The 25,298-nt window shown below is 45.7% G+C and carries 25 protein-coding genes; 15 read left to right on the top strand and 10 right to left on the bottom strand.

Features of this window, described 5'->3' with window-relative positions; genetic code table 11:
- Window positions 1–113: 113 nt before the first annotated feature.
- Window positions 114–1,007: an accessory Sec system S-layer assembly protein gene (locus ACR65H_RS09280; protein ID WP_440499893.1), complete on the bottom strand. Its 894-nt coding sequence runs from the start codon at window positions 1,005–1,007 to the stop codon at window positions 114–116.
- Entirely contained in the window at window positions 1,004–3,370 is a 2,367-nt protein-coding gene (gene secA2, locus ACR65H_RS09275) for an accessory Sec system translocase SecA2 (RefSeq protein WP_440499892.1), read from the bottom strand. Before secA2 ends, ACR65H_RS09280 begins: the two co-directional genes overlap by 4 nt.
- 239 nt (window positions 3,371–3,609) lie before the next feature.
- On the opposite strand from secA2, the gene ACR65H_RS09270 reads away from it, so the two are divergent.
- Window positions 3,610–4,653: a glycosyltransferase family 4 protein gene (locus ACR65H_RS09270; protein WP_440499890.1), complete on the top strand. Its 1,044-nt coding sequence runs from the start codon at window positions 3,610–3,612 to the stop codon at window positions 4,651–4,653.
- Between the two features lie 101 nt (window positions 4,654–4,754).
- Here ACR65H_RS09270 and ACR65H_RS09265 read toward each other — a convergent pair whose 3' ends face one another.
- Both ACR65H_RS09265 and ACR65H_RS09260 read right to left on the bottom strand, forming a co-directional pair.
- The gene (locus tag ACR65H_RS09265; RefSeq protein ID WP_440499889.1) at window positions 4,755–5,819 is read right to left on the bottom strand and encodes an LCP family protein; all 1,065 of its coding nucleotides are present in this window, start codon (window positions 5,817–5,819) and stop codon (window positions 4,755–4,757) included.
- Window positions 5,820–5,984: 165 nt separating this feature from the next.
- A complete protein-coding gene (locus tag ACR65H_RS09260; RefSeq protein ID WP_440499888.1) occupies window positions 5,985–6,617 on the bottom strand; it encodes a YigZ family protein in 633 nt (210 codons plus the stop codon).
- A 145-nt stretch (window positions 6,618–6,762) separates the two neighbouring features.
- Here ACR65H_RS09260 and ACR65H_RS09255 point away from each other — a divergent pair, with 145 nt between their 5' ends.
- The 4 genes from ACR65H_RS09255 (at window position 6,763) to ACR65H_RS09240 (ending at window position 9,979) form a co-directional block, all read left to right on the top strand.
- Complete coding sequence (locus ACR65H_RS09255; RefSeq protein WP_440499887.1) at window positions 6,763–7,917, top strand: sensor histidine kinase; 1,155 nt, start codon at window positions 6,763–6,765, stop codon at window positions 7,915–7,917.
- Window positions 7,918–7,937: 20 nt separating this feature from the next.
- Window positions 7,938–8,612: a response regulator gene (locus tag ACR65H_RS09250; protein ID WP_440499886.1), complete on the top strand. Its 675-nt coding sequence runs from the start codon at window positions 7,938–7,940 to the stop codon at window positions 8,610–8,612.
- Between the two features lie 60 nt (window positions 8,613–8,672).
- Window positions 8,673–9,260 carry a nuclear transport factor 2 family protein gene (locus ACR65H_RS09245; RefSeq protein ID WP_440499885.1) on the top strand — a complete coding sequence of 196 codons (588 nt, stop codon included), beginning with the start codon at window positions 8,673–8,675 and terminating at the stop codon, window positions 9,258–9,260.
- 344 nt (window positions 9,261–9,604) lie between these two features.
- On the top strand, window positions 9,605–9,979 hold the full coding sequence (locus tag ACR65H_RS09240; RefSeq protein WP_440499884.1) for a YhjD family protein: 375 nt from the start codon (window positions 9,605–9,607) through the stop codon (window positions 9,977–9,979).
- On the opposite strand, the gene ACR65H_RS09235 is transcribed toward ACR65H_RS09240, so the two are convergent.
- From ACR65H_RS09235 to ACR65H_RS09225, 3 genes are all read right to left on the bottom strand, one after another.
- The gene (locus ACR65H_RS09235; protein ID WP_440499882.1) at window positions 9,945–10,481 is read right to left on the bottom strand and encodes a competence protein ComK; all 537 of its coding nucleotides are present in this window, start codon (window positions 10,479–10,481) and stop codon (window positions 9,945–9,947) included. The two genes, ACR65H_RS09240 and ACR65H_RS09235, sit on opposite strands and share 35 nt — an antisense overlap.
- A 165-nt stretch (window positions 10,482–10,646) precedes the next feature.
- Window positions 10,647–11,816 carry a M20 metallopeptidase family protein gene (locus ACR65H_RS09230; protein ID WP_440499881.1) on the bottom strand — a complete coding sequence of 390 codons (1,170 nt, stop codon included), beginning with the start codon at window positions 11,814–11,816 and terminating at the stop codon, window positions 10,647–10,649.
- 83 nt (window positions 11,817–11,899) lie between these two features.
- Window positions 11,900–12,415, bottom strand: a complete 516-nt coding sequence (locus ACR65H_RS09225; RefSeq protein ID WP_440499880.1) for an antibiotic biosynthesis monooxygenase family protein — start codon at window positions 12,413–12,415, stop codon at window positions 11,900–11,902.
- Between the two features lie 218 nt (window positions 12,416–12,633).
- On the opposite strand from ACR65H_RS09225, the gene hemE reads away from it, so the two are divergent.
- From hemE to ACR65H_RS09205, 4 genes are read left to right on the top strand one after another with little or no spacing between them, the layout of a single operon-like run.
- Complete coding sequence (hemE, locus tag ACR65H_RS09220; RefSeq protein WP_440499879.1) at window positions 12,634–13,671, top strand: uroporphyrinogen decarboxylase; 1,038 nt, start codon at window positions 12,634–12,636, stop codon at window positions 13,669–13,671.
- Window positions 13,672–13,704: 33 nt separating this feature from the next.
- A complete protein-coding gene (gene hemH, locus ACR65H_RS09215) occupies window positions 13,705–14,637 on the top strand; it encodes a ferrochelatase (RefSeq protein ID WP_440499878.1) in 933 nt (310 codons plus the stop codon).
- A gap of 25 nt (window positions 14,638–14,662) precedes the next feature.
- Window positions 14,663–16,084 carry a protoporphyrinogen oxidase gene (gene hemY, locus ACR65H_RS09210; protein WP_440500096.1) on the top strand — a complete coding sequence of 474 codons (1,422 nt, stop codon included), beginning with the start codon at window positions 14,663–14,665 and terminating at the stop codon, window positions 16,082–16,084.
- 50 nt (window positions 16,085–16,134) lie between these two features.
- A complete protein-coding gene (locus tag ACR65H_RS09205; protein ID WP_440499877.1) occupies window positions 16,135–16,989 on the top strand; it encodes a glycerophosphodiester phosphodiesterase in 855 nt (284 codons plus the stop codon).
- Between the two features lie 34 nt (window positions 16,990–17,023).
- Here ACR65H_RS09205 and yhfH (ACR65H_RS09200) read toward each other — a convergent pair whose 3' ends face one another.
- The 3 genes from yhfH (ACR65H_RS09200) to yhfH (ACR65H_RS09190) form a co-directional block, all read right to left on the bottom strand.
- On the bottom strand, window positions 17,024–17,149 hold the full coding sequence (yhfH, locus tag ACR65H_RS09200; RefSeq protein ID WP_252502348.1) for a protein YhfH: 126 nt from the start codon (window positions 17,147–17,149) through the stop codon (window positions 17,024–17,026).
- Between the two features lie 78 nt (window positions 17,150–17,227).
- Window positions 17,228–17,353: a protein YhfH gene (yhfH, locus tag ACR65H_RS09195; protein ID WP_440499876.1), complete on the bottom strand. Its 126-nt coding sequence runs from the start codon at window positions 17,351–17,353 to the stop codon at window positions 17,228–17,230.
- A gap of 80 nt (window positions 17,354–17,433) precedes the next feature.
- Window positions 17,434–17,559 carry a protein YhfH gene (gene yhfH, locus ACR65H_RS09190; RefSeq protein ID WP_440499875.1) on the bottom strand — a complete coding sequence of 42 codons (126 nt, stop codon included), beginning with the start codon at window positions 17,557–17,559 and terminating at the stop codon, window positions 17,434–17,436.
- Between the two features lie 134 nt (window positions 17,560–17,693).
- Here yhfH (ACR65H_RS09190) and lplA point away from each other — a divergent pair, with 134 nt between their 5' ends.
- The 6 genes from lplA (at window position 17,694) to ACR65H_RS09160 (ending at window position 25,212) form a co-directional block, all read left to right on the top strand.
- Entirely contained in the window at window positions 17,694–18,686 is a 993-nt protein-coding gene (gene lplA, locus ACR65H_RS09185; protein WP_440499874.1) for a lipoate--protein ligase, read from the top strand.
- Window positions 18,687–19,032: 346 nt separating this feature from the next.
- Entirely contained in the window at window positions 19,033–19,737 is a 705-nt protein-coding gene (locus tag ACR65H_RS09180; RefSeq protein ID WP_440499873.1) for a response regulator transcription factor, read from the top strand.
- Window positions 19,734–20,783 (top strand): sensor histidine kinase, encoded by a 1,050-nt coding sequence (locus ACR65H_RS09175; protein WP_440499871.1) that lies wholly within the window; start codon window positions 19,734–19,736, stop codon window positions 20,781–20,783. Before ACR65H_RS09180 ends, ACR65H_RS09175 begins: the two co-directional genes overlap by 4 nt.
- On the top strand, window positions 20,737–21,507 hold the full coding sequence (locus ACR65H_RS09170) for an ABC transporter ATP-binding protein (protein ID WP_440500095.1): 771 nt from the start codon (window positions 20,737–20,739) through the stop codon (window positions 21,505–21,507). Before ACR65H_RS09175 ends, ACR65H_RS09170 begins: the two co-directional genes overlap by 47 nt.
- Before the next feature lie 30 nt (window positions 21,508–21,537).
- Window positions 21,538–23,460 carry an FtsX-like permease family protein gene (locus ACR65H_RS09165; protein ID WP_440499870.1) on the top strand — a complete coding sequence of 641 codons (1,923 nt, stop codon included), beginning with the start codon at window positions 21,538–21,540 and terminating at the stop codon, window positions 23,458–23,460.
- A gap of 198 nt (window positions 23,461–23,658) precedes the next feature.
- Window positions 23,659–25,212 carry a fatty acid--CoA ligase family protein gene (locus ACR65H_RS09160; RefSeq protein ID WP_440499869.1) on the top strand — a complete coding sequence of 518 codons (1,554 nt, stop codon included), beginning with the start codon at window positions 23,659–23,661 and terminating at the stop codon, window positions 25,210–25,212.
- The last annotated feature ends 86 nt before the right edge of the window (window positions 25,213–25,298 follow it).

Raw genomic sequence — 25,298 nt, 5'->3', positions numbered from 1 at the left:
ATGAGATGAGCATAATAGGTCTAAACTCGCGCAAAAGCCTACACAACTCGCGCAAAACGTTTTCTACCTCATAGAAAAAAGCCGCGAAATTCGCGGCTTTCACTTTTTTATCATTACTGTGGTACACGGATTGTCCAACGGGAGAAGTCTGGCTCTTCTTTTTGAACCATTTCCTTCGGATAAATGAACGTCCATGGCTTCGATGTGTTCGCTTTAACGGAAAGCGGTGCTAAATCGAATGAGCCGCGTGCGACGATTTCGCCTGTCGCATCGACTAGTTCCAATGGAAGCTTTTCGATATTGATCTGCTTTGAGTGTCCGTTGCGGATGAAGATGGATGCAGCAATGCTTCCGTCTTCTTGTTTTTTCACTTGGAAACCTGCGAAGTTCACTTCGCGCGGCTTCAACTTCGGCATGTTTTCAACTACTTTTTCAAGCGCCTCTTTTTGCTCGGCAGTTAAGCCGTCTTCCCAAGCTTGTTCCAGCTCAAGTTTATGGGGCACCATCGATTGTACGTTGAACGCGAGCTTCCAGTTTTCTGCAGGCGGCTCTTCCGCAAAGATGTTGTCCTTCGTGAACACGAATACCCAAGGACGAGCGCTCTTCCCTGGAATGTCGCCCAATTCCTTCAAATCGAATTCCTGTGACGCCAATGTTTTTCCATCCGCGTCAAGGAGCATCAATTCGACAGAGCCGACAGAAATCGACTGTTCCAATGAAGAACGGAAAAATGATTTGACGAGCCAGCTTCCATTTGCCGGTTCGACATCGATGTCGATGCCGGATAGGGAGATTTGGTTCGGTTTCAATGGTTCCAATTCATTCGCAAGGAAACGGAAAACATATTCCTGTTCTTGGGAAAGAGCCCACTCCGGATGAAGGGAAAGCGTTGTTTCCACTTCATCCGTGCCTTTCGCCTGTGCGCTGCCTTCTAGAATTTCTTCTGAATTAATTGTGCTGTCTGAACCCGTTTTTTCGGTTTTCTTAAATAAGTTGAAAAGTTTCATGATTCTTGGGCCTCCTGTTGTTGTGAAATAAGCTTCATAAAGCCGATAACTTCGGATGCGATATTCCGGCGTAGCTTCTGATAATGCGTACCGAATAATTGCAAGCCTTCACGTTGATAAATACGCATTGGATCTTCTTGTCCATATGACCGCAATCCGATACCTTCCTTAAGACGAGCCATCACATCCAGATGTTTCACCCACATCGTATCGATATGGCTTAACATGACTTGAGGGATGATTTCGTTCACCTGCTCATTTTCGGCAAATGAATCAAGATACGCAAACAGATCGGCAACCGGCTCTTCATAAAACTTCAATACGTCTACTGGTCGTTCCAAATTACGTGGGAGCGTGACCGTTTCTAGTAATAGTCCGTTCATCGTCCTCTCAATTCGGTCGAAATCAAAGTTATCCGGAGTTTCATGTTCCGGGCAGCTATCATAAACGACGAATTCCACAGCTTCGGACACCATTATCTTCAATTGGTCGAGAAGGTTTGTGCGCTCGAGAACTTTATCTCGCAACGAATAAAGAACGCCGCGTTGGTCATTAATGACATCGTCAAGTTTTAAGTTGTATTCACGCATAGCGAAGTGTGCACCTTCAACAATCCGCTGTGTCCGTTCTGTCAGTTCGTTCACATCAGCGTTTTGGACGAGTCCATCTTCGTTAACAACGACTTTTTTATTGAACTTCTCAAGGTCTTCCTTCGCGAAGCGTTTGAACATGTCATCTTCAAGCGAGAGGAAAAATTGACTTTCGCCATGGTCGCCTTGACGTCCTGAACGTCCGCGCAGCTGGTTGTCGATCCGGCGGCTTTCGTGTTTTTCCGTGCCGAGGACGAATAGACCGCCAAGTTCTTCGACGCCTTCACCGAGCATAATGTCTGTTCCGCGTCCCGCCATATTTGTAGCAACAGTAATATGGCCACGTTGACCTGCTTGGGAGATGAGATCTACTTCCTGCTCAACACTTTTTGCATTCAATAGATGATACTCAAGTTTTTCACGGTCTAAAAACTCCGCAACTTTTTCAGATTGGAGAATGGAAGTCGTTCCGACGAGCACAGGCTGTCCTTTTTTATGGCGCTCCGCTACTTCCTTCGCTACCGCTTCGTATTTTTGTTCGATTGTCTGATAGACTCGGTCCGGCGAATCGATGCGGGCACGTGGGCGGTTCGTCGGGATTTGGATGACTTCCATGTTATACACTTCACGGAATTCCTTTTCCTGTGTCTTTGCCGTTCCTGTCATACCGCTAAGCTTAGGATACATCCGGAAATAGTTTTGGATTGTAATTTGCGCTTGGGCTTTATTTTCATCAGTGATCGGCAACCCTTCCTTCGCCTCGATCGCCTGGTGAAGACCATCAGATAGGGTACGCCCCTCCATGATTCGCCCCGTGAACATATCGACTAGCTCAATCTTGTCATCTTTCACAATATAATCGACATCACGTTTGAAAATGACATAGGCGCGAACGGCTTGAATCATATAATGATAGAGTGTCTGATGCTCAAGTTCGTACAGATTATCGATGCCGAAAGCTTTTTCTACCTTCTCAATTCCAGTTTCCGTTAGTGAAGTCGCTTTCGTTTCTTCATCAAATTCAAAGTCCACACCTTTTTTGAAACGCTTCGCGAGTCTCGCTGCGATGAAATGAAGATCAGGATCCGCTTGCATTTTACCTGCAACGATCAACGGTGTTTTCGCTTCGTCGATTAAGACGCTGTCCACTTCATCGATAATTGCGAAGTGATACGGACGTTGAACCTTTTGGGAAGTATGCTGAACCATATTGTCACGGAGGTAATCAAAACCGAACTCAGTTCCGACGCCGTATGTAATGTCAGCCATATACGCTTTCTGCTTCGCAGGTCCTTGCATCATCGGGACGTTCAAGCCGACCGTCAATCCGAGGAAGCGGTGAATTTGACCGATCTGATCGTAGTCACGTTTCGCAAGATAATCATTAACTGTAATAACGTGCACACCTTTTCCTTCAAGCGCGCGCAAATAGGATGGCAGGGAAGCGACAAGCGTCTTTCCTTCACCAGTCGGCATTTCTGCAATATTGCCTTCAGCCAATACCATTCCGCCGATAAGCTGAACGTCAAAATGACGCATGCCTAATACTCGCTTGGATGCTTCGCGGACGACTGCGAATGCGTCTGGTAAAATTGCCTGTACAGTTTCGCCTTCTTGGATTTGCACTTTGAACACTTCTGTCATATGTGCAAGTTCTTCATCGGATAATGTTTCGTATTTTGATTCTAAGTCATTTATGTGTTGGACAACTTTACGATATTTGCGAAGTTGTCGTTCGCTCGTTTGATTTGAACGTTTAAAAATTGATAACATATGATGGACGCTCCTTTATTTAATCCTTCTATTAAGGATACAGGTTCTATTTTATCAAACTATATGCGAAAAGACTACCTTGTTAAGAAATTGTAGCGATATAGAAAGGGTAGTCTTTCTGCTAACCGGGTATAGTAGTCTCGAGTACCCAGATTCACGAACTTGGGTGCTTTCCATTGACAGCTGTGCTATAATACTTGTGGCTAATTAAATTATTGTTATTTACGGGGAGGAAGGACATGTTATTCCTTGCAATGGCTGCTGCATTCATAGCTTCCATCATACTGACTCCGCTCGTCATAAAATTCGCGTTCCGTATCGGAGCAGTTGATCATCCGAATTATCGGAAGGTGCATGCATCCGTTATGCCGCGTATCGGAGGGATGGCAATTTTCGGTGCTTTTGTCATCGGTTATTTATTGCTTCGTCCGTCTGATGAGCACGCTATCGGAATTCTTGTTGGAGCCGTCATCATCATTATTACAGGCTTCCTCGATGATATGCTTGAAATTACCGCCAAGGCGAAGATGTTAGGCCAAATGGCTGCAGCGATCGTCGTCGTTACGTGGGGCGGCTTACAAATTGAATTTATTAACTTGCCATTTTTCGGCCCGATTGATTTTGGCTATTTAAGTATCCCAATCACGATTCTTTGGATTGTCGGCATTACAAATGCTATTAATCTCATCGACGGATTGGATGGACTGGCGGCGGGTGTTTCCACGATCGCACTCATTTCCATCTCTGTCATGGCGATGATCATGGGAGAAATGTTTGTTGTCGCGACAGCTGCCATTTTGGCTGCGAGTGCACTTGGCTTCTTGTTCTATAATTTCCACCCAGCGAAAATATTCATGGGGGATACGGGAGCTTTATTCCTTGGCTATATGATTTCGGTATTGGCGCTATTGGGATATAAAAACGTCACGATGATTTCACTTATCATTCCGATTATCATACTTGGCGTTCCGATTTCGGATACGTTCTTCGCAATCATCCGTCGTGTGCGGATGAAGCAAAAGATTTCCGCGCCGGATAAATCGCATTTGCACCATTGCTTGCTGCGGGCAGGGTTCTCACATCGACAGACTGTCCTGATCATCTATGGACTTGCTATCCTTTTCGGTGTAGCTGCAGTTCTTTTCTCGCAAGCGACTGTATGGGGCGCGATTGTACTCATCATCGTCATGCTTCTCGCAATTGAGTTGTTCGTTGAAATCATCGGTCTCGCCGGAACGAATTACCGGCCATTATTGAATTTAGTTCGTATGATTGGAAAATAATGAATGCTGTATAATACGGTGATATGCGAAATCTCGCATATCACTTTTTTTATTGTGCATATAAAAAATACCCCACTGAAATGATCAGTGGGGTGTCTAATTCAATAACCATCGCTGCCTTCAGCGGTTTCATCCGTTGTTCCGACAACATTTGGATTGTTGCTATCCGTTAACGAGGAAGAGTCAGGAATCAAGCCTAAATGGGCTTTCAATAGTTGACTCACATTCTCTAAATCATTTTCGTTCAATTTATAATAATAGGTTCCTGTTGACCAATCGTCATAGCCTTGCAAATTGAGTGAGTCAATTTGTGGCATGCCGCCTTTTGCATATTCCCAGAAGGAAGTCATTTCTTTGAAAGTCATGTCAGTTTTCATATTGTCTCCGACAGCATCGATGACATCACCATATTTCGCGATGGATTTGACTGACACCATCTCTTTAATGATTGCTTGCAAAATCATTTGTTGACGTTTTCCGCGCTCCAAATCACTGTCGAGCTTACGTGTACGCGCTAAAGCGAGAGCATGTCTACCGTCAAGCGTTTGTAAGCCTTTTACTAATTGAATTGTGTTTTTATCGTTTTCATCTTTTTCTAGTCTATTGTACGGAACATCGACTTCAATTCCGCCTAATGCATCTACAACTTCGATGAATGCATTAAAGTTCATTTTCACGTAGTAATCGATTGGGATATCAAGCATTTCTTCAACTGATTCAATCGATGCATGCGTTCCGCCAAATGCATGGGCATGAGTGATTTTGTCTTTATACCCGACCTTCGGGATGTAGACGTACGAATCACGCGGAATGCTTAGCAATTTCACTGACTTTTCCTCTGGATTGAACGTAGCGACGAGAAGGGCATCCGAACGACTATGGCTGTCTCCTTGCATGCGCGCTTCACTGTCATCCACACCGATCAAAAGGACGGATACGTTGTCTTTCGCTGGCTCCACTTTCGCTTCGGCCCTCAATTCGGATTTCTGTGTAGCAGGAACGGCTTCATACGCTCGATCGACTGCCTGCTCCGCCTGGTTTCTCAATGAAAGTCCATATGCTGCAATTGCAAGCAAGGCAGTTAGCGAAACTAATAAGCCGATCTTAATAGCTAGACGACCTTTAGATGTCTTCTTTTTCATTTTTCTATAGTCTTTTCTTTTCATGGCTTGTTTTGGCCTCCACCATTGGCTAAGGAATCTTCCCAAGCAAATTTAATGTTCAATGAACAACGGAAAGTTGACGCAAACAAGAACAGAATCTTGCAAAATAAACAATGAATCGTCAACTTTCCCCATTATACTATTAATTTCCTTGGTCGTATACTATTATCACAAATCGAATTCGAGGAATGAAGTTGAGACTTCAGAAATTTCTGCTTGGCCGTTCGTCAATTCCGTCATCCAACTAATGAAGGCATCCGTCTTTGCTATAGGAACATTTAATAGTAAGCTGACGTCTTCTTCATATAGAATTTCTTTAAGTGGATAAGGCGATTGCCTAGCTTCATTCTCAACTTTTCCGAGCCATGTATAATCGATGGATACTTTCATGAGCGCGTGAAGTTTACGTTCGACGATGCCTGTCGCGGCGATTCCTTCGGTAGTTGCGCGGCCATATGCGCGGATGAGGCCGCCGCCTCCTAATTTAATGCCGCCAAAATAGCGTGTTACGACAACAGCTGTATCTTTCAATCCTTGTTTCTTTAGTACTTCCAGCATAGGGACCCCTGCTGTGCCCGAAGGCTCTCCATCGTCATTTGCCTTCTGGATTTGATCGTGCTCACCGATGATGTAGGCTGAACAGTTATGCGTTGCTGTATGATGCATCTTTTTTATATCTTGAATGAAGTCCATTGCTTCTTGTTCCGTCTCAACACGCTTGACGTACGTCAGGAATCTGGATTTCTGAATGACGATTTCACTTTCACCTGCCAAATTGACTGTTTTATAATCTGCTCGCATTTGCAGCACTCCTATCACTTGTAATACAATCTTAATACGCAATTAGTTTTATGATGATATAATAATAAAGTGTATAAGGAATCAAGGAATACTGCAACATTGCCTATGTTTAGCTTTTTTCGCATTCCAGAAGGGAGGGGTTGAGATGGCAGAAAAGACGATGGATATCCAAAACTTGGAAAAAATATTCGACAATATGGTTAATGTGATGGATCAATCCAAGAATGACATCTTCACTATAAGCGAGCAAAGCCGTCAAACCTTCCAAGAGATGCAAACCGAACTTGTTATTATTAAAGAAGATATTTCCCGGGTAATCACTGAAGGTGATTATTTGGAGGATATGACTCGCCAATCCCGACGACGGCTGGCGGATGTTTCTAAAAACTTTATGAACTACTCAGAAGAAGAAGTACGTCAAGCGTACGAAGTTGCTAATGATTTACTCGTCAGATTATCCATCAACCGAATGGAAGAAAAGCAATTGCGTGTTCGAAGGGACGAGTTGGACCGGCGCATTGCCGCCCTTTTGGAAACGATTGAAAAGGCGGATCATCTTGTCAATCAAGTGACGACGGTCATTACATATTTGACTTCTGATTTGAAAAAGGTCGGGGAAGTGCTTGAAACAGCCCGACAAAAACAAGAGTTCGCCATTCAAATCATCCAAGCTCAAGAAGAGGAACGAAAACGACTATCGCGTGACATTCACGATGGTCCAGCGCAGATGCTTGCCAATGTGCTGCTCAGATCGGGACTCATTGAAAAGACGTTTTCCGAAAAAGGTCCGAATGCTGCCTTGTCCGAACTGAATCAATTGAAAGAGATGGTCCGGAACGCCCTTCTTGAAGTCCGACGCATCATCTATGACTTGCGTCCGATGGCATTGGATGACCTCGGTTTGATTCCGACGCTCCGAAAATATTCTTCGACAGTCATGGAATATGAAAAAGGTGTCACAATCCATTTCATGAATAATGGAACGGAGAAAAGATTTGAGTCAAGCATCGAAGTGGCGATTTTCAGACTCGTCCAAGAATGTATCTCAAATGCACTTAAACATGGAAATTCAAGAGATGTTTGGGTGAAAGTCGAATGGCTTCGTGATACAATGAATATTGTCGTGAAGGATAACGGAAAAGGATTTGACCCGAATCAAACTAAAGATAAATCATTTGGCATTATAGGGATGCGGGAGCGCGTCGAACTGCTAAAAGGCGAGATGAAAATCATGTCGACAATTGGCAAGGGCACAACTGTACTATTCCGTATTCCGTTACATGAAAATATAATTGAATAGAGTATTGGGAGGGAATGACAATGACGAAAATTTTAATTGTAGATGATCATCAGCTATTCCGTGAAGGTGTTAAGAGAATCCTTGATTTTGAAGATTCATTCGATGTAGTAGGAGAAGGAGACGACGGCAGCGAAGTTGTTGAGCTATACCGCCGCTTTGAGCCGGATGTCGTATTGATGGACATCAATATGCCTGGAATGAACGGAGTGGAAGCAACGGAAAATCTAAAAAACGAATTTCCGGAAGCGAAAGTGATCATGCTTTCCATCCATGATGACGAATCATACGTGTCACATGCATTGAAATCGGGTGCGCTCGGTTATATGCTGAAAGAAATGGACGCAGACGCAATTGTACAAGCTATTAAAGTCGTCGCTGCAGGCGGATCTTATTTACATCCGAAAGTGACACATAACCTCGTGTCAGAATTCCGTCGCCTGAGCGAACGTGAACATAAAGGATCATTCCAACAAAACGACATTCGCCGTCCGCTTCACTTATTGACGAAGCGTGAATGTGAAGTATTGCAGCTGTTGACAGATGGACAAAGCAACCGTACGATTGGGGAGACGCTTTTCATTTCCGAAAAAACGGTTAAAAACCATGTTTCGAGCATCTTGCAGAAAATGGGTGTCAACGACCGTACACAAGCGGTTGTCACGGCAATCAAAAACGGTTGGGTTGAAGTGAAATAATGTTATAATAAAAGGGGCCTTCTTATAGAAGGTCCCTTTTACTGTATAGGAGGAAGAATAATGAAAAAAATGTTCGTTTTCTCAATGCTTATATTCGTGCTTATTCTCGGTGCATGTTCGAAAAAGGAAGATACTTCGTCAAACCAAGGTTCGGTGAATGACGGGGAAAAACCGAGTGAATTTGGTTCAATTGATCATGGCGTAGATGAAAATAGCGATGACAATAAAGTTGGCTTCAACTTGTCAGGCGGCACGATTGAAGAAGCTGCAAACGTGCCAGCGGAAGAGAAAGAGCTGATCATCAAGTCGTTCGATACATATATCCACGCGTTCAACAATCAGGACATCGATGAATATATGAGCACGCTTTCCAAGAAGCCGAAAAGCTTCAATTTGGAGGAAGAGCGCGAGTATATCGAAAGTGCATTTGAACAGTTTGAACTGTCTCGCGAGGCAAAAGATATTACAATTGTGAAGTTTGACGAGGAGACGGGGGAAGCCCAAGTGTTCGCCAATTTGGTAACGAAAATGAAACAAAAATCCACGGGCCTAGAGACGAACCGCGACGGCAGGCAAGTCACCGTCTTCACAAAAGAGGATGGAGACTGGAAAGTGAACTCCGTTTATTATATGGAAGAACAGAAATAACGTTTATATACAATTAAATATCCACAAACTAACACTATCCACAAACTAACACTGTCCAAGCAATTTTGCTGGGGCAGTTTTTTCATTCTGTTTATGAAATTATTAGTATTCGTGCTTGAGTTACTTGGAGTGGAAGGCGGCGACTCCAGCGGGAACAGCACGAGCTGAAAGCCCCGCAGACGCGAAGCGACGAGGAGATTGAAGCCGTGCCCGCGGAAAGCGTCCGCCTGAAACGGAAAGTAACGGCTCTTAACGGTTAAAATTACCTTCCTTCACTATATTGCTTTCCAGAAATGAAGGATGTATAATGGGAACAAATGTTCCTTTGAAGGGAGGAAAACGTAATGCCTTTAATTCCAGCGAAGGCATTGCCTCATTTTGAAAACATGATCTACTTGCCGATGGTTCTGATCGTGTTGCAGCGCGACCGGGAACTATTTGAAAAGGGCCCCTTCAAATTGAAAGGACCCTACTTGAAAAGAATTGACGCTTCGATCAAACAGATCCAAAGCGAGCTGCAAGAAACGACGTTTTATTTACGCCGCCATAACATGAAATTGATTCGGAAAACGAGGGATAGCATGTTCACGGAATACATTTTCATCCATGGCGGCTACGAAGACCACCGTCGCTATTTGAATGTCCGACTTCGCAATCGCACAGAAGAATTATTGGACCTGTATTTTACAAGGTCGGATAATCAGTCGGCGGGTCATTAGGCGGAAATAGGAAAGAGGAACGATCAAAGTTCTTATGCTTTCTTACAAAGTTCCTCTCAAGCAATTTTGCCAACGAATATTGGCGATACATCGTCGTGATTGAAATTCCTAATTTGTACCTTCCCCCATTCTCCAATGTAACAGCAATACCTAGACCGTCAGTCTCAAAAAAATCGATTGCATGGGAAGAAATCCATACATTTTGGTCCGATGAAGGAGATAACGTCGGAATAAAGATTAATGGAATGCCGAAAGCGTTTGCCGTCAGTAGAGGCGCCTTCTGCTTATTATCCCCAAATAATAGCCTAGACGTGTTCATAACATTTTTATAGCTCGCACCATAGAAAGTGCAGGAACCGGTTACAATATGTATCGGTTTTTGCAGGACTGTCAGAGTTCTATTCCGTTCAATCACCCTCGTGAAGATTTTATTGCCTTCTTCAATTGGCAATAACATGAGAGTATCGAATGATAAATAATACCTTGTTACGACTTCAGTCAAATCCACTTCCTCCTATCCTAATTATTCCATCCCTCACTAGTATTATAGGATAAGGAATTAGAAAAACAAGCCTTTTAAATGAATAATTTGAACTATACAATAAGACGTTCAATTCTACCATTTTATTGAATGAAAAAACCCCGTCGGTAAACGGGGAGTTGGGTATTATTCAGCTTGATAATCCAACGCGGCAGCGCCAAGCGTTTTCGCTGCAAGCAACATCGCCTGCTCCTCAAAATCGAATTTCGGATGATGGTGAGGATAGGTTGTTTCTGCTGGCTGGGCACCTGTGAAGAAGAAAGTGCCAGGCACCTTTTCCAAATAGTAAGCGAAGTCTTCTCCGCCCATTTGCGGCTTGCTTTCCACAACGTGCTCGACGCCAGGTATCGTTTCAGCAACGCGTTTCAAGAGCTCGGTTTCTTCTCTATGGTTCACGACAGCAGGGTATCCGCGGAAATAGTCGAACTGAATTTCACAGTTATTGGCAAGTGCCGTACCTTCCACGACCCGTGCCATTTCTCGTTCCATCATGTCGCGGACATCAGGATCGAATGTGCGCACCGTGCCGCCAAGCTTTGCCGAATCAGCGATAACATTAAACGCGTTATCCGCGATGAATGAACCGACCGACAATACGGCAGATTCAATCGGATCAACGCGACGGGATACGAGCTGCTGAAGGTTCATGACGAGCTGCGCACCGATGACGACAGCGTCCTTCGTTTGGTGAGGCGCTGCTCCGTGACCGCCTGCACCTTGAACCGTAATCTCAAACCGATCCGCAGCCGCCATGACCGGACCTGTTAAATATTCGATAGTTTTGAAGGGGATGAGCGACCAAAGATGTGTGCCGAAAATGACATCGACACCATCAAGGCAACCGTCCTCGATCATCGAAATGGCCCCACCTGGTGCGAATTCTTCAGCATGCTGGTGAATGAAGACGTATTCTCCTGCGAGATCTTCCCGCAATTCGTGGATTGCCTTCGCCAATTGAAGTAATGCAGCTGTATGTCCATCATGCCCACAAGCATGCATGACGCCTGGAACCGTCGATTTGTAAGGGACGTCTTTTTCATCTTGGATCGGCAATGCGTCAAAATCAGCACGCAAAGCAACAGTCTTGCCGGGACGTGCTCCTTTGACACGGGCGACTACACCGTTGCCGCCGACGCCAGCGCGTACCTCAACACCGAGATCTGCGTAAAAATCATGGATATATTGTGCGGTCTTCTCCTCTTTGAAAGATAATTCTGGGTGCATATGCAGATGTCTGCGGATGACGACCATATCCTCGTAAGCCAGATCTAATTTCTCGAACAATTGCTCATTCATTCCATTACCCCTCTCGAAACGCTGTTATTTATACTTTCACAATTATAACAATACGTTTCGGGGGTCGCAATGCGATCATCCGATCATTCTTGGGTATCTGTTTTCGCAGTATAAGTCGTTAAATAAGAAGCGCTTGCGAAAATATGTGTCGTATTGCCTGCAAATTCTTTCATATTCAGTGAATGAGGAGAGTCCTTGAACGCTTGCGAATTTTTCCAGCGGTCATAATCAATCGGATCTTCCCATTCCGTCATTACAATATAAGTGTCAGAATCGAGTGGGCGAAGAAGACGGAAAGCGATGAAACCTTTCTCGCTTTCAATCTTGCCGGTGTTTGTTGAAAAACGGTGCTCGAAGACAGGCCGTCCTTCATCTGTGACAGGTATGTTGTTGCAGACAAAATACCCTTCTGCCTTCAATTTACCTGCAGAGCTAACGACTTCATACCGCCTTGGTGCTTGGAAGACAGACTTTCCTTCTGTTTCATGCACAAGAAGGGACCGTCCTCCGCCATGCATGAGAATCATCTCTTCATTAGAATGACGCTGTTGAATCTTTTCCATGAAATCAATCGTACCGCTAGTCAAATACATATACATTCCCAATACCTCCTGCCAAAATTAAGTAGTACTCATATTTTCCCTTAACCAGACAATTAAAACAAACATTGTCGAATTGATGGCGGCAAGGATGAAAAGTGAGCACAATTTCATGACAAAACAGCTGAAACACTATACATTCAAAGTAGAAACGTCTATATTTGAAAGCGAATAAGTGAACTTCGATAATTATTATAAAGAAAGTGGGGAATCGATTTATGACAACATTTAACGATACACTGCTTCGTGCTGCTAGAGGAGAAAAAATCGACCATACGCCAGTTTGGTTCATGAGGCAAGCGGGGCGTTCTCAGCCTGAATACCGCAAAATCAAAGAAAAGTATTCACTAGAAGAGATTACGCATCAGCCGGAGCTTTGCGCTTATGTGACAAAACTTCCTGTCGACAACTACAACGTCGACGCGGCGATTTTGTATAAGGATATTGTGACGCCACTTCCGGGAATCGGCGTAGATGTGAAAATAAAAGCGGGCGTTGGCCCGGTCATTTCAAATCCGATTCGTTCGGTGCAAGACGTCCATAATCTCGGTGAGCTTTCACCAGAGGATCATATCCCTTACGTTATCGATACGATTAAAATCTTGAAAGAGCAATTGACTGTTCCGCTGATCGGCTTCGCAGGCGCGCCATTCACATTAGCGAGCTATATGATCGAAGGCGGTCCGTCAAAAAGCTATAATTTGACGAAATCTTTCATGGTATCTGAGCCGGAAGCATGGTTTGCGCTAATGGATAAATTAGGGGATACAATAATCACGTCCATTAAAGCTCAAGTGAAAGCGGGAGCGGCGGCCATCCAAGTGTTTGATTCATGGGTCGGCGCATTGAATGTGTCCGATTACAGAACGTTCATTAAACCTGTCATGACACGTATTTTCAGTGAGCTTCGCGAATTGAACGTGCCATTGATCACGTTTGGCGTTGGGGCTAGCCACTTGGCGAATGAATGGCATGACCTTCCTGTAGACGTCGTCGGTTTGGATTGGCGTTTATCTATTAAGGAAGCTGGGGAAAGAGGATTGACGAAGACATTACAAGGGAATTTGGATCCTTCGCTGCTGTTGGCGGATTGGAATATTATCGAGGAGCGCGCGAAGGTCATCGTTGAACAAGGCGTCGAACACGGCAGCCATATTTTCAACCTCGGCCACGGCGTCTTCCCGGAAGTCCAACCGGCAACATTGAAACGACTCACAGAGTTTGTTCACGAATATAGCGCGCAGCTTCGTAAATAAATTACGCAAATAAATTGTAATGAGGTGCAACTGATGACAAAAAGGAAAATGGGACTTTTAGTTATGGCGTACGGAACGCCATATAAAGAAGAAGATATCGAACCGTATTACACGCATATCCGGCGCGGTCGTCCACCTGCTCCTGAACAGCTGGAAGACTTAAAGTCGCGTTATCAAGCAATCGGAGGCATCTCGCCTCTAGCGAAAATTACGGAAAATCAAGCGAACGCGCTTGGCGACCGTCTGAATGCAATGCAGGACGAAATTGAATTTACCGTTTACGTCGGTTTGAAGCATATAACACCGTTCATTGAAGAAGCAGTTGAAAAGATGAATGCTGATGGCATTAAGGAAGCGGTGTCCATCGTATTGGCGCCACATTACTCGTCATTCTCCGTAAAATCATACAACGGGCGTGCGAAAGAAGAAGCTGATAAATACGGCATTTCCATTACGTCGGTCGACAGCTGGTACAAACAGCCGAAATTCATCGAATACTGGTCCGATAAAATCCGTAGCACGTATGAAAGCATGAGCGAGGCAGAGCGGGAAAAAGCATGCCTCATCGTTTCAGCACACTCCTTGCCTGAAAAAATCAAGCAATTCGGGGATCCGTATCCTGACCAATTGGAAGAGACTGCTAAATTGATTGCGGAAGCTGCACAAGTTGCAAATTATGCAGTCGGCTGGCAAAGTGAAGGGCAGACGGGCGAGCCATGGCTCGGGCCGGACGTCCAAGATTTGACACGTGATTTGCATGAGAAGGAAGGCTACACAACATTCGTTTACACACCGGTCGGCTTCGTTTCGGACCATTTGGAAGTTCTTTATGATAACGATTACGAATGTAAAGTCGTATGTGATGAAATCGGTGCATCGTATTATCGTCCGGCAATGCCGAATACGGACCCGCTTTTCATTAGCTCAATGGCGGACGCAGTTCTTGAACAATTGAAAGAAGCCTGATGGCAGCTAGGAAGTGATGATGGACATGAGTGAACAGAAGAAAAAGGTCGTCATCGTAGGTGGAGGGATCACCGGGCTTTCCGCGGCATTTTATATGCAAAAAAAAGCACGAGAAGAAAACTTGCCAATCGAAGTGATACTTATCGAAGCGACGAATCGGCTAGGAGGGAAGATTCAGACGGTCCGCCGCGACGGTTTTGTCATTGAACGGGGACCTGATAGCTTCCTCATCCGAAAGAAAAGCATGGATACGTTTGCGCAAGATCTCGGTATAGGTGAAGAGCTAGTACGCAACGCAACAGGGCAAGCGTATATACTCGTAAACGATCGTTTGCAGCCGATTCCCGGCGGTTCTGTCATGGGCATCCCGACGAAGTTCGGACCATTCCTGAAATCGGATCTGTTTTCATTAGCAGGCAAGCTGAGGGCGGCTGGGGACTTCGTCTTGCCGCGCTCAGGAATTGAAGGAGACCAGTCGCTCGGCCACTTTTTCCGACGCCGATTTGGCGCGGAGATTGTTGAGAACCTTATCGAACCGCTGCTCTCGGGAGTGTATGCAGGCGATATTGACCATATGAGCTTGCAATCGACATATCCACAATTTTACCAAGTCGAAAAGAAGCACCGCAGCCTCATCCTCGGGATGAAGAAGACGACGCCGAAGCAAGTACCGCAGAAGGACGGGCATGGAGCTTCCAAAAAAGGGGCTTTCCATTCATTGCGGAACGGGCTTGAATCGATCGTCGAGGCGGCGGAGCAACAGTTGGAACCTGGAACTGTGAGGAAAGGGATTCGCATCGAAAGCATTTCCAAGCAGGGAAATCAAACCATTCTCGAGCTGAATACAGGTGAGAAGATTGTAGCCGATTCCGTCATCGTGACGACTGGTCATATGGCGGCAAGCCAACTATTCGCTTCACACGGACTGCTTGATGGACTGAAGGAAATCCAAACGACATCCGTTGCGACAGTCGCTCTTGCATTTCCTGAAGAAGCGGTCGTCCAAGACATGGAAGGAACCGGCTTCCTCGTTTCACGAAGCAGCGACTATTCCATTACTGCTTGCACATGGGTCCATCGAAAATGGCCGACGACAACGCCGGAAGGGAAAATCCTTTTGCGCGCATTCGTCGGGCGAGTAGGGGAAGAAGCGATCGTCGATTTGCCTGATGACGAAATCGAACGGATTGTCCTTGAAGATTTGAGCAAAATACTGACAATTAAAGGCAAGCCGGACTTCACTGTCATTACGCGTTTCAAGGAAGACCGTCCCCAATACCGGGTTGGCCATCGCCAACGTGTAGATGCTGCTCGTGCAGAACTGAAAAAAGTATTTCCAAACGTCAAATTGGCAGGCGCCTCTTATGACGGTGTCGGACTGCCGGACTGCATTGATCAAGGCAAAGCGGCTATGGAAGAGGTTATCGCCGAGCTATTCGCGAATTAAATCGAAAAGTCCGCCCTCGCGCGGACTTTTTACATTGGAAGGATTTTTGTATGAAACAGCTATTATGTATTATTAGTACAGCAATTTTATTGTCTGCTTGTTCCATCGGAAACGATTGGGACAATCCGATGCCTGAGGAAGGCTTCCTCATTATCGGACATCGTGGCGCTTCTGCATATGAACCGGAAAACACGATGCCATCCTTTGAACTTGCTGACGACTTGAATGCGGATTATGTCGAACTTGACGTTCATTTAACGAAAGACAAAGAACTGATCGTCATGCATGATGATGACGTGAAACGGACGACGGAAGCTGCAGGGAAGATAAAGGATTTCACGCTTGCCGAATTGAAAGAGCTGACTGCAAATAAGGAAAAAGGCGGGAAAGTGGCCGTTAGCGGAAAGAACGAAGAAGCATATGAAATTCCGACATTGCGTGAAGTAATCGAGGAGATGAAAGGTGAACTCCGGTTTGTCATCGAGTTGAAGGATACAGAGCAATATCCAGGCATTGAAGAGGAATTGGTCAGTTTGATGAAGGAATATGAGCTGACGGGTGTCGATCGTAAAGGATATCCGAAGGCAGTCATCCATTCATTTGATAAAAAAGCATTGAAACAGGTGCATGAAATGGATTCAACAATTCCATTGTTGCAATTGATCTCCTTTGATGAGGGGGAGGAAGCGGAACTTTCGCAGAAGGAATTGAAGGATATTTTGTCATACGCTTCGGGCATCAGCGTAAGCTATGAAGCATTGACGCCACCTTTCGTCAATACGATGCATGGTGAAGGCTTGGCTGTCTATGCCTATACAGTGAATGACCCGGAAGCTGCCCTTAGGTTGCAGGCAATGGGCGTCAACGGAATCCATACGGATGAACCCGATATATTGAGTGAATAAAGAACAGCTGAGATATGATCTCAGCTGTTTTATTTTATAGGATATTGCACTCATCACATTTATTGCTGTAGCATTCGTGCTGTTCCTCAATCTCTTTTCCGCATTCCGCACATGTTTTTGCAGGCAGGTTCTTGAAAAACTCAATGACATTCTCTAGCATCGACGTTCCCTCCTGTCTTTTGTAATAATACTAAATGGGCGTATGGTCTATTGTGGTATAACAGTATGAGTAAAAAAATTAGACGATATTGCACTCGTCGCATTTATTGCTATAGCATTCATGCTGTTCCTCAATTTCATTTCCGCAGTTGGCACATGTTTTCGCAGGCAGGTTCTTGAAAAACTCAATGACATTTTCTAACATCGGTGTTTCCTCCTGTTCTTTTTGTACTAATACTCAATAGGACAATGGGCTATTATTATATAACAGTGTAAGTAAAAAAATTAGACGATGTTGCACTCGTCGCATCTATTGCTATAGCATTCATGCTGTTCTTCGATTTTATTTCCACAAACATCACAGGCTTTTGCAGGCAGGTTTCTGAAAAACTCTACGATACTCTCGATCATTTCATCTTCCTCCTATTGTTCTATAACTAAATGTAATAGTGTGATTGTAATATAACAGATAAACAAAAGTCAAGACTTATTCGTTCTTTTCAGATAAAATAAAAGTGAATTCATTTACATAGGGAGCGATTATCGTGTATTTCGTTGACAATAAAGGCATTACAGATCCAAGAATCAACCTTGCGATCGAAGAGTATGTATTGAAAAACATGGATATCAACAAAGATTCGTTTTTACTGTTCTATATCAATGGACCGTCGATCATTATCGGGAAGAATCAAAATACGGTCGAAGAAATCAATACAGAATTCGTCGATGCGAACGGCATCCACGTTGTCCGTAGACTTTCCGGCGGAGGCGCTGTATACCATGACTTAGGGAATCTCAACTACAGCTTCATTACAAAAGATGATGGGGAGTCGTTCCGCAACTTCAAGAAATTCACTGAGCCGGTCATCAAGGCTTTGGCGGATATGGGTGTCAAAGCGGAGTTGCTAGGACGCAATGACATTCTCGTCGAAGGACGGAAAGTTTCAGGCAACGCACAGTTCGCGACGCAAGGCCGTATGTTTACGCACGGGACATTGATGTTTGATACGGAAATCGAGCGTGTCGTCTCTGCATTGAAAGTGAAAAAAGACAAAATCGAATCAAAAGGGATCAAATCGATTCGCAGCCGTGTTGCGAACATTTCGGAGTTCATCGAAGAGCCGATGACGATCGAACAATTCCGTATGGAAATCTTGAAGTCAATTTTCGAAGGCGAAGAAAACATCCAATATTGGGAGCTGACCGATGAAGATTGGGACAACATCCGAGCTTTATCCGCAGAGCGTTATGGAAACTGGGACTGGAACTACGGTAAATCCCCAAAATTCAATATGCAGCACTCCCATCGCTTCCCTGTGGGCGGCATTGATGTGCGACTACAAGTTGAAAAAGGCAAGATTGATGAGGTCAACATTTACGGCGACTTTTTCGGTGTCGGCGATGTAACCGTTGTAGAAGATAGCTTAAAAGGCGTTCAATACGATCGCGATTCCATTACGAAAGCACTCGATGCAATCGACATCCCGACGATATTGGGCGGTATTACAAAAGAAGAATTCATTAACTTAATCTACTAAGTTGAAAACCGGTGCTTAGCCGGTTTTTTTCTTTTGCTATAGTTTATGCACGATTGTTTCAGCGGGTGTGGTCATCTCAAGTTTGGATGCAAGTAATGGCTGAGTGGTGATAACCTCACCACATCGGTGGTAAAGCCCTCCGCAGCGGTGATAACACATCGAATACCGGTGATAACCCCTCGAGAGTCGGTGATAAAGTCATCCAAGTCGGTGATAACGGGCAGAGAGTCGGTGATAAACCTCCCCGAGTCGGTGATAAACCATTTCCAAAGCGTCCTCCTCGCCCGCCGAGCGTGCATTCCAGTTTTGCGATATAATGTATGGAATAGTGAAGGGGGAATTTGCGATGAGGAACCACCGTATCTTCATTGTTGAGGATGATAAAAAAATTGCGCGGCTGTTGGCGGATACGTTGCGCAAATATCAATATGATGTAGCAATCGTTGAGGATTTTGATAATGTGGAGGCGGAATGTTCGGCGTTTGATCCGCATTTGATCCTGCTCGATATCAATCTGCCTTCGTACGACGGTTATTATTGGTGCCGACAGCTTCGGCAAACGACGACATGCCCGATCATTTTCATCTCCGCGCGCTCGGGGGATATGGACCAAGTGTTTGCGCTCGAGAATGGAGGGGATGATTTCATAACGAAACCTTTCCATTATGAGATCGTCCTTGCGAAGATCAGGAGCCATTTACGACGAGCCTTCGGTGAGTACGCGCCGAGCCAAGGAGAACGCACGGTGAAGCTCGGTTCACTTGAACTGTTTATCGAAAGGATGGAGCTGCATTTGCGGGATGAAGCGATTCCGCTTCAGAAGAAGGAATGCGTCATCCTTGAGCTGTTGATGGAGTCGTCGCCGAAAGTCGTGTCGCGGGAAACACTGCTTGAGGAGTTATGGGACGACCAGTCGTTTGTCGATGAAAACACACTCAATGTAAACATGACGCGCGTACGGAAAAAGCTGACGGATTACGGTGTGCAATCAGTGATCGAGACTGTTCGTGGGTCGGGCTACCGCTTTCTCGTTGCGCCGGAGGAGTCATGAAACAAATTATTTTATTCCTGAAAGAGCATTTATCATGGATCATATTTGAAGCGATGCTCGTCACGTTCGTTCTTGTCTTATATTGGTTGGACGGCTTCCGAGGTATTAATACTGCGATTTACTCGATTATTATGGCCTTGCTTTTGACATCAGGCTTTCTCGTCGGGCGTTTTATAATGCGCCGGTCGTACTATGCGGCGATTTTGCGCAAACCGGAACAGATGGAAGACGCACTCATCCGCAATGTGCAGACGACGGAGCAGCGCCAATCGACGGCGTTCATGCGGGATTTGTATGGGCTGTACCAAGCCGAAGTGCAATCGTTGTATGCTGCTCAGCATCGCCAGCTCCAGTTCGTCAATCAATGGGTGCATCAAATGAAGACGCCGATTTCAGTCATCAACTTGCTGCTGCAGGAAGAGGGAGAGCTCGACAAGAAGAGCCTCCGCGAGGAAGTCGATAAAATTCAGCGCGGTCTCGACGTCGTGCTTGTCAATGCACGACTTGAAACGTTCGAGGAGGATATGCAGATCGAACAAGTCGGCTTGAAGAGCCTCATTCAGCAGATCGTGACGGACCATAAGCGGCTGTTCATTACGAACGGCGTCTTCCCGGTCATTTCAATCGACGAGAAACTCGTCGTCGCGACGGATCCGAAATGGATGAAAATCGCTATCGGGCAGTTTATTACGAATGCTGTGAAATATACGTTTGAAAAAGGGAAGCGCCTTTATATATTAGCAAAACCAACCGCGATAGGCTTTGAGCTGACTATTCGCGATGAAGGGATCGGCATTCCGGCTTCCGATTTGAAACGGGTGACAAAGGCGTTCTTCACAGGGGAAAATGGCCGGTTGACCGGTGAATCGACAGGGATGGGGCTGTATATCGCCGATGAGATCTGTTTGAAGCTCGGGCATCCATTGACAATTGACTCGGAAGTGGGGCAAGGGACTTCTATTAAGATTCTGTTTACAAATGGAGAGATAGGTGAAGCGGATGAAAAGCTCGATCGTGGAATTGGAGCGGGTGACGAAGATCTATGAAGGGAAAGTGATGCACCGCGCGTTGAACCGCCTTGACTTCGAGGCGGACGCCGGAGAATTCATCGCCATCATGGGGCCTTCGGGGAGCGGCAAGACGACGTTGTTGAATATCATATCGACGATCGATATGCCGACGTACGGGCGTGTCATGATCGCCGGTATCGAGCCCGAAGCGTTGAATTCGAATGAATTGGCGCTGTTCAGGCGGCATAATTTCGGCTTCGTTTTCCAAGACATCAATTTGCTTAAAAATTTGACGGTAGAAGAGAATATCGTGCTGCCGCTCACGTTGGACGGATTGCCGATCATGGAAATGCAAAAACGGATCGACAAGTTGGCGGGGCAATTAAGCTTGAAAGAAATCCTCAACCGACGTCCGGATGAGCTGTCGGGTGGGCAGGCGCAAAGGACCGCAGTTGGACGGGCACTCATCCATAAGCCGAAGCTCATTCTCGCGGATGAACCGACCGGGAATCTCGACTCGAAATCGGCGAAAGAAGTTCTCGAATTGCTAAGCCTTGTCAATCAAACCGAGCGGACGACAATCATCATGGTGACGCATGATCCGATTGCGGCGAGCTATTGCGATCGCGTGCTGTTCATTAAAGACGGCGAATTTTTCAATGAAATTTATAAGGATGAACGGCGTCAGACGTTCTTCCAAAGGATTTTGAATGTGCTCAGCTTACTTGGAGGGAATGTCCATGATTTGCGGATGCTGTAAGACGGACAGTCGAATAGGGAGGAATTCGCGATGACGTTTCGCCAGTTCGCTTTCCGGAATGTCATGCGCAACCGGCGGATTTACGCTGCCTTTTTCATGGCGAGTGTTTTTTCGGTCATGGTGTTTTTCCTTTATTCCATGCTTCTCTTCCATCCGTCGATTGAAGGTAGTGCGGTACAGGATATTGCGGTGCTCGGCATGGGGATCGCTGAAATTGTTCTATACATATTCACGATGTTTTTCCTGTTTTATTCGATGCGGGCCTTTTTGCAAGCTCGAACGAAAGAGTTCGGGATCCTTCTCCATTTAGGAATGGAGAAACGGCAGCTGCATCGGCTCATTTTTATTGAAACGCTCATCATCGGCGCGGCATCAATTGGTGTCGGCACGTTTCTAGGTTATATGTTTTCGAAGTTCTTCTTCATGGTCGTAAAAAGGATCGTCATGCTGCCGGCACTCCCTTTATATTTATCGTGGGAGCCGTTCGCATTAACGGTCGGTGCTTTCCTAAGTCTATTTATCATCATTTCATGGGTCGCGCCGGTTTTCATCAAAACGGGCAAGCTCGATGAATTGATTCGTGGAGATGTAACCGGCATGGAACAGCACGGTTTTTCAAAAACCCGCGGGGTCATCGGAATCGTTCTTCTCGCACTGTCCTATGGCATGGCGGCTTTCACGTCAAACAGCATCGTCATCGGACTCGTCTTCATGCTGCCACCGCTCGCGACGCTCGGCACATATTTCTTTTTCACGGATTCATTGCCGTTCCTCCTTCATCTTTTCAAAGTGCGGAGGGAGTTCTATTGGCGGCATTTCCGCTTGCTCGCGATTTCCGAAGGCGTTATTCGACTGAAAGAAAACGCCCGGATGTTCTTCATCGTGACGATCGTATCGACGGTCGCCTTCATGTCAGTCGGCATCCTCGCTTCGCTCACTTCATTCGCTTCTCAATACCGGGAGTTAAACCCGCTCGGCCTTGTGTACGAAAGCTTACCGGGCAATGAAATGGAGCAGGAGCATATTAATCGGCTTGGGTATGAACTAAGGAAGAATGAGATCGACTACACATATGTGCGGTTTCCTGTGTTGAAACAGCGGTCATCTTTGACGGATTATACCGTCACGATCATCAAGCTTTCGAGCGTCAACAGGCTTTCGAAATCATTTGGCAATCAGGCGTTTGAACTGAAGGAAGGGGAAGCGCTGTTCCTGCCGCCGACCGCTACTACATTTGAACAGCTGAACAGGCAATCTGTCGAGACGGTCCTCGAGGAAAGCGGCATTCCTGTGCAAATCAACGGCGCCTATCCATACCAACTGTTCCCGCCTCATGCTATCGGCACGAACACGATCATTTTAAACGACGTCGACTATGAGAAACTCGCTTTGCTCGTCGAGCCATCATCCATCTATCACGCATTCGATATTCCCGACTGGCAGAAGACAAAAAACATTGGGCTGACAATCGAACATTCAGTGACGCAGTCGATTATAACAGGCACACGTGGTGAACTGCATTTTACTTTCGATAACCCAGGCCTGAATTATTCCGTCATGCGTACGACGTTCACATTATTGCTGTTCATCGGTTTATTGCTCGCAGGTGTTTTCCTGCTTGCTGCGGGAAGCTTTATCTATTTCCGGCTCTATACGTCGCTCGACAGTGATCGGAAAGAATTCGACGTGCTCCGTCGCATGGGCATTACCGACAAGGAATTCAAGAAAATCGTCAATCGGCAGCTCATCCCGCAATTTTTCGTCCCATGGGGTGTCGCGCTCGTCCATAGCTCGTTTGCGTTCTTGTCACTTCAAGTCATTTGGGATGCACTCGCGGAAATTTCCATCGTTCGCGAACTCATCATGGTGCTCGTCGGTTTCACAGCATTGCAAATCATTTATTTCTACCTCATCCGCTGGCGCTATTTAGCCCATATCCGAACACCGGAGTAAAAGTGGAATGTAATAAGCTCATGCCTTCCCTCGAATGACAGGGAAGGCATTTGTTTTCTTGGAATAAAAAAGAGAAGATGCTAAATTGCAATTTCCATAGATTTTCTAAAAGTATTGTGAACTTTTAATTTTTCTTATATAATAATAGATGGGTTAAATGAATGATGATTCATTCAATTAAAAGGGAGGATGTTCACGATGAATTTGGTAACACAAGTTTATGAAACATCGAAGCTGCAACCTGGGAAAACGGCCTATCACTTCATGGGGAAAGATACGTCTTATGCTGAGTTCGACCAGTCCGTGTCCATGTTTGCATCTGCATTGCAAGAATTGGGAATCGAAAAGGGCGATCATATCGCTTTATTGCTAGGGAATACGCCGCATTTCCTCATTTCGCTTTATGCGACGATGCGGATCGGGGCGACGGCGATTCCGATCAATCCGATTTACTCGCCTGACGAAATCTCGTACATTTTACATAATAGCGATGCGAAAGCGGTCATTGCGATCGATCAGATGTTGCCGCTAGTTGAGAAATCGGCTACGCTTTTTCCGTCGATCGGGCACTATATCGTTTGTGAAATGAGTGCAGAAGCGGGTGCAAAAGTGGCGGCGCTATCGGATAAGGCAAAGGCGAAAGTGAAACTATTTTCTGAGCTTATCATAACCGGGCGTCCAAATCTCGAACCAATATCCGTTGACGAAAATGAAACCGCTGTCATTCTTTATACGTCAGGAACGACGGGTCATCCGAAAGGCGCAATGCTGACGCATAAAAATCTGTACTCAAACGCTCGCGATGTCGCTGATTATTTAGGTTTCTCGGAAGACGACAGGGTCGTCGCAACGCTGCCTGTTTTCCACGTATTTGCACTAACCGTCGTCGTGAATGCGCCATTGTTGAAAGGGGCGACAATTGTGCTCGTGCCGCGATTCAGTCCTGCAGATGTATTCCAGACGATCAAGGAGCAGCGAGCGACTGTATTCGCAGGCGTGCCGACAATGTACAATTTCCTTTATCAATTCCCGGAAGGCGATCCGGCAGACTTCAGTACGATCCGCCTCGCGATTTCCGGAGGATCATCATTGCCTGTCGCGCTGCTGCATAACTTCGAGAACAAATTCAATGTGAAGGTGTCGGAAGGGTACGGCTTGTCCGAAGCATCTCCAGTTACGACGTTCAATCCGTTCGACCGAGAGCGCGTGCCCGGTTCAATCGGCACGAACATCGTCAATGTGGTGAATAAAGTCGTGGACGAATTCGGGGATGAAGTGCCTGTCGGCGAAGTCGGCGAACTCATCGTCCAAGGGCCGAATGTCATGAAAGGCTATTATAAAATGCCGGAAGAAACGGCTGCCGCCATCCGTGACGGCTGGCTGTATACGGGCGACTTAGCTCGGCAGGATGAAAACGGATACTTCTATATCGTCGACCGAAAGAAAGATTTGATCATCGTCGGCGGCTACAACGTTTATCCGCGTGAAGTGGAAGAGGTTTTATTCACACATGACGATATTGTCGAAGCAGCGGTCATCGGCGTGCCGGACCCCGACTTCGGGGAAGAAGTCCAAGCATTCGTCGTGCTGAAGAAAGGTGCCAAAGCGGACGAAGAAAAGTTGAAAGCTTTTTGCGGCAACCGTCTTGCAAAATACAAAGTGCCGAAAACAATTGAATTCCTGGACGAACTGCCGAAAAACACAACCGGTAAGATTTTGCGCAGGTCGTTGAAAGATCAGGTGAAGCAGTAACTATCGATTTTCCCCTAATGAATAGGGGAAAATTTTTTTTGTTATAGGCTTAGCTTGGCATAAAGATTTTATCGCAAATACCGATA

The organism is Sporosarcina sp. SAFN-015 (genome assembly GCF_059415085.1).
The sequence above is the reverse complement of the archived record's forward strand: the minus strand, read 5'-3'. Positions and strand labels throughout refer to the sequence as shown.

Excerpts from the sequence above, each read along its gene's own strand:
- ACR65H_RS09205 (WP_440499877.1), top strand. The coding sequence starts at position 16,135 with ATGAAACAGCTATTATGTATTATTAGTACAGCAATTTTATTGTCTGCT.
- ACR65H_RS09225 (WP_440499880.1), bottom strand. The coding sequence starts at position 12,415 with ATGTATATGTATTTGACTAGCGGTACGATTGATTTCATGGAAAAGATT.
- ACR65H_RS09280 (WP_440499893.1), bottom strand. The coding sequence starts at position 1,007 with ATGAAACTTTTCAACTTATTTAAGAAAACCGAAAAAACGGGTTCAGAC.
- yhfH (WP_440499876.1), bottom strand. The coding sequence starts at position 17,353 with ATGTTAGAAAATGTCATTGAGTTTTTCAAGAACCTGCCTGCGAAAACA.
- ACR65H_RS09240 (WP_440499884.1), top strand. The coding sequence starts at position 9,605 with ATGCCTTTAATTCCAGCGAAGGCATTGCCTCATTTTGAAAACATGATC.
- ACR65H_RS09160 (WP_440499869.1), top strand. The coding sequence starts at position 23,659 with ATGAATTTGGTAACACAAGTTTATGAAACATCGAAGCTGCAACCTGGG.
- ACR65H_RS09270 (WP_440499890.1), top strand. The coding sequence starts at position 3,610 with ATGTTATTCCTTGCAATGGCTGCTGCATTCATAGCTTCCATCATACTG.
- ACR65H_RS09175 (WP_440499871.1), top strand. The coding sequence starts at position 19,734 with ATGAAACAAATTATTTTATTCCTGAAAGAGCATTTATCATGGATCATA.
- ACR65H_RS09170 (WP_440500095.1), top strand. The coding sequence starts at position 20,737 with ATGAAAAGCTCGATCGTGGAATTGGAGCGGGTGACGAAGATCTATGAA.
- ACR65H_RS09230 (WP_440499881.1), bottom strand. The coding sequence starts at position 11,816 with ATGAATGAGCAATTGTTCGAGAAATTAGATCTGGCTTACGAGGATATG.
- yhfH (WP_252502348.1), bottom strand. The coding sequence starts at position 17,149 with ATGCTAGAGAATGTCATTGAGTTTTTCAAGAACCTGCCTGCAAAAACA.
- ACR65H_RS09180 (WP_440499873.1), top strand. The coding sequence starts at position 19,033 with ATGAGGAACCACCGTATCTTCATTGTTGAGGATGATAAAAAAATTGCG.
- ACR65H_RS09165 (WP_440499870.1), top strand. The coding sequence starts at position 21,538 with ATGACGTTTCGCCAGTTCGCTTTCCGGAATGTCATGCGCAACCGGCGG.
- ACR65H_RS09245 (WP_440499885.1), top strand. The coding sequence starts at position 8,673 with ATGAAAAAAATGTTCGTTTTCTCAATGCTTATATTCGTGCTTATTCTC.
- secA2 (WP_440499892.1), bottom strand. The coding sequence starts at position 3,370 with ATGTTATCAATTTTTAAACGTTCAAATCAAACGAGCGAACGACAACTT.
- hemH (WP_440499878.1), top strand. The coding sequence starts at position 13,705 with ATGACAAAAAGGAAAATGGGACTTTTAGTTATGGCGTACGGAACGCCA.
- yhfH (WP_440499875.1), bottom strand. The coding sequence starts at position 17,559 with ATGATCGAGAGTATCGTAGAGTTTTTCAGAAACCTGCCTGCAAAAGCC.
- ACR65H_RS09260 (WP_440499888.1), bottom strand. The coding sequence starts at position 6,617 with ATGCGAGCAGATTATAAAACAGTCAATTTGGCAGGTGAAAGTGAAATC.
- ACR65H_RS09250 (WP_440499886.1), top strand. The coding sequence starts at position 7,938 with ATGACGAAAATTTTAATTGTAGATGATCATCAGCTATTCCGTGAAGGT.
- ACR65H_RS09255 (WP_440499887.1), top strand. The coding sequence starts at position 6,763 with ATGGCAGAAAAGACGATGGATATCCAAAACTTGGAAAAAATATTCGAC.
- ACR65H_RS09265 (WP_440499889.1), bottom strand. The coding sequence starts at position 5,819 with ATGAAAAGAAAAGACTATAGAAAAATGAAAAAGAAGACATCTAAAGGT.
- hemY (WP_440500096.1), top strand. The coding sequence starts at position 14,663 with ATGAGTGAACAGAAGAAAAAGGTCGTCATCGTAGGTGGAGGGATCACC.
- hemE (WP_440499879.1), top strand. The coding sequence starts at position 12,634 with ATGACAACATTTAACGATACACTGCTTCGTGCTGCTAGAGGAGAAAAA.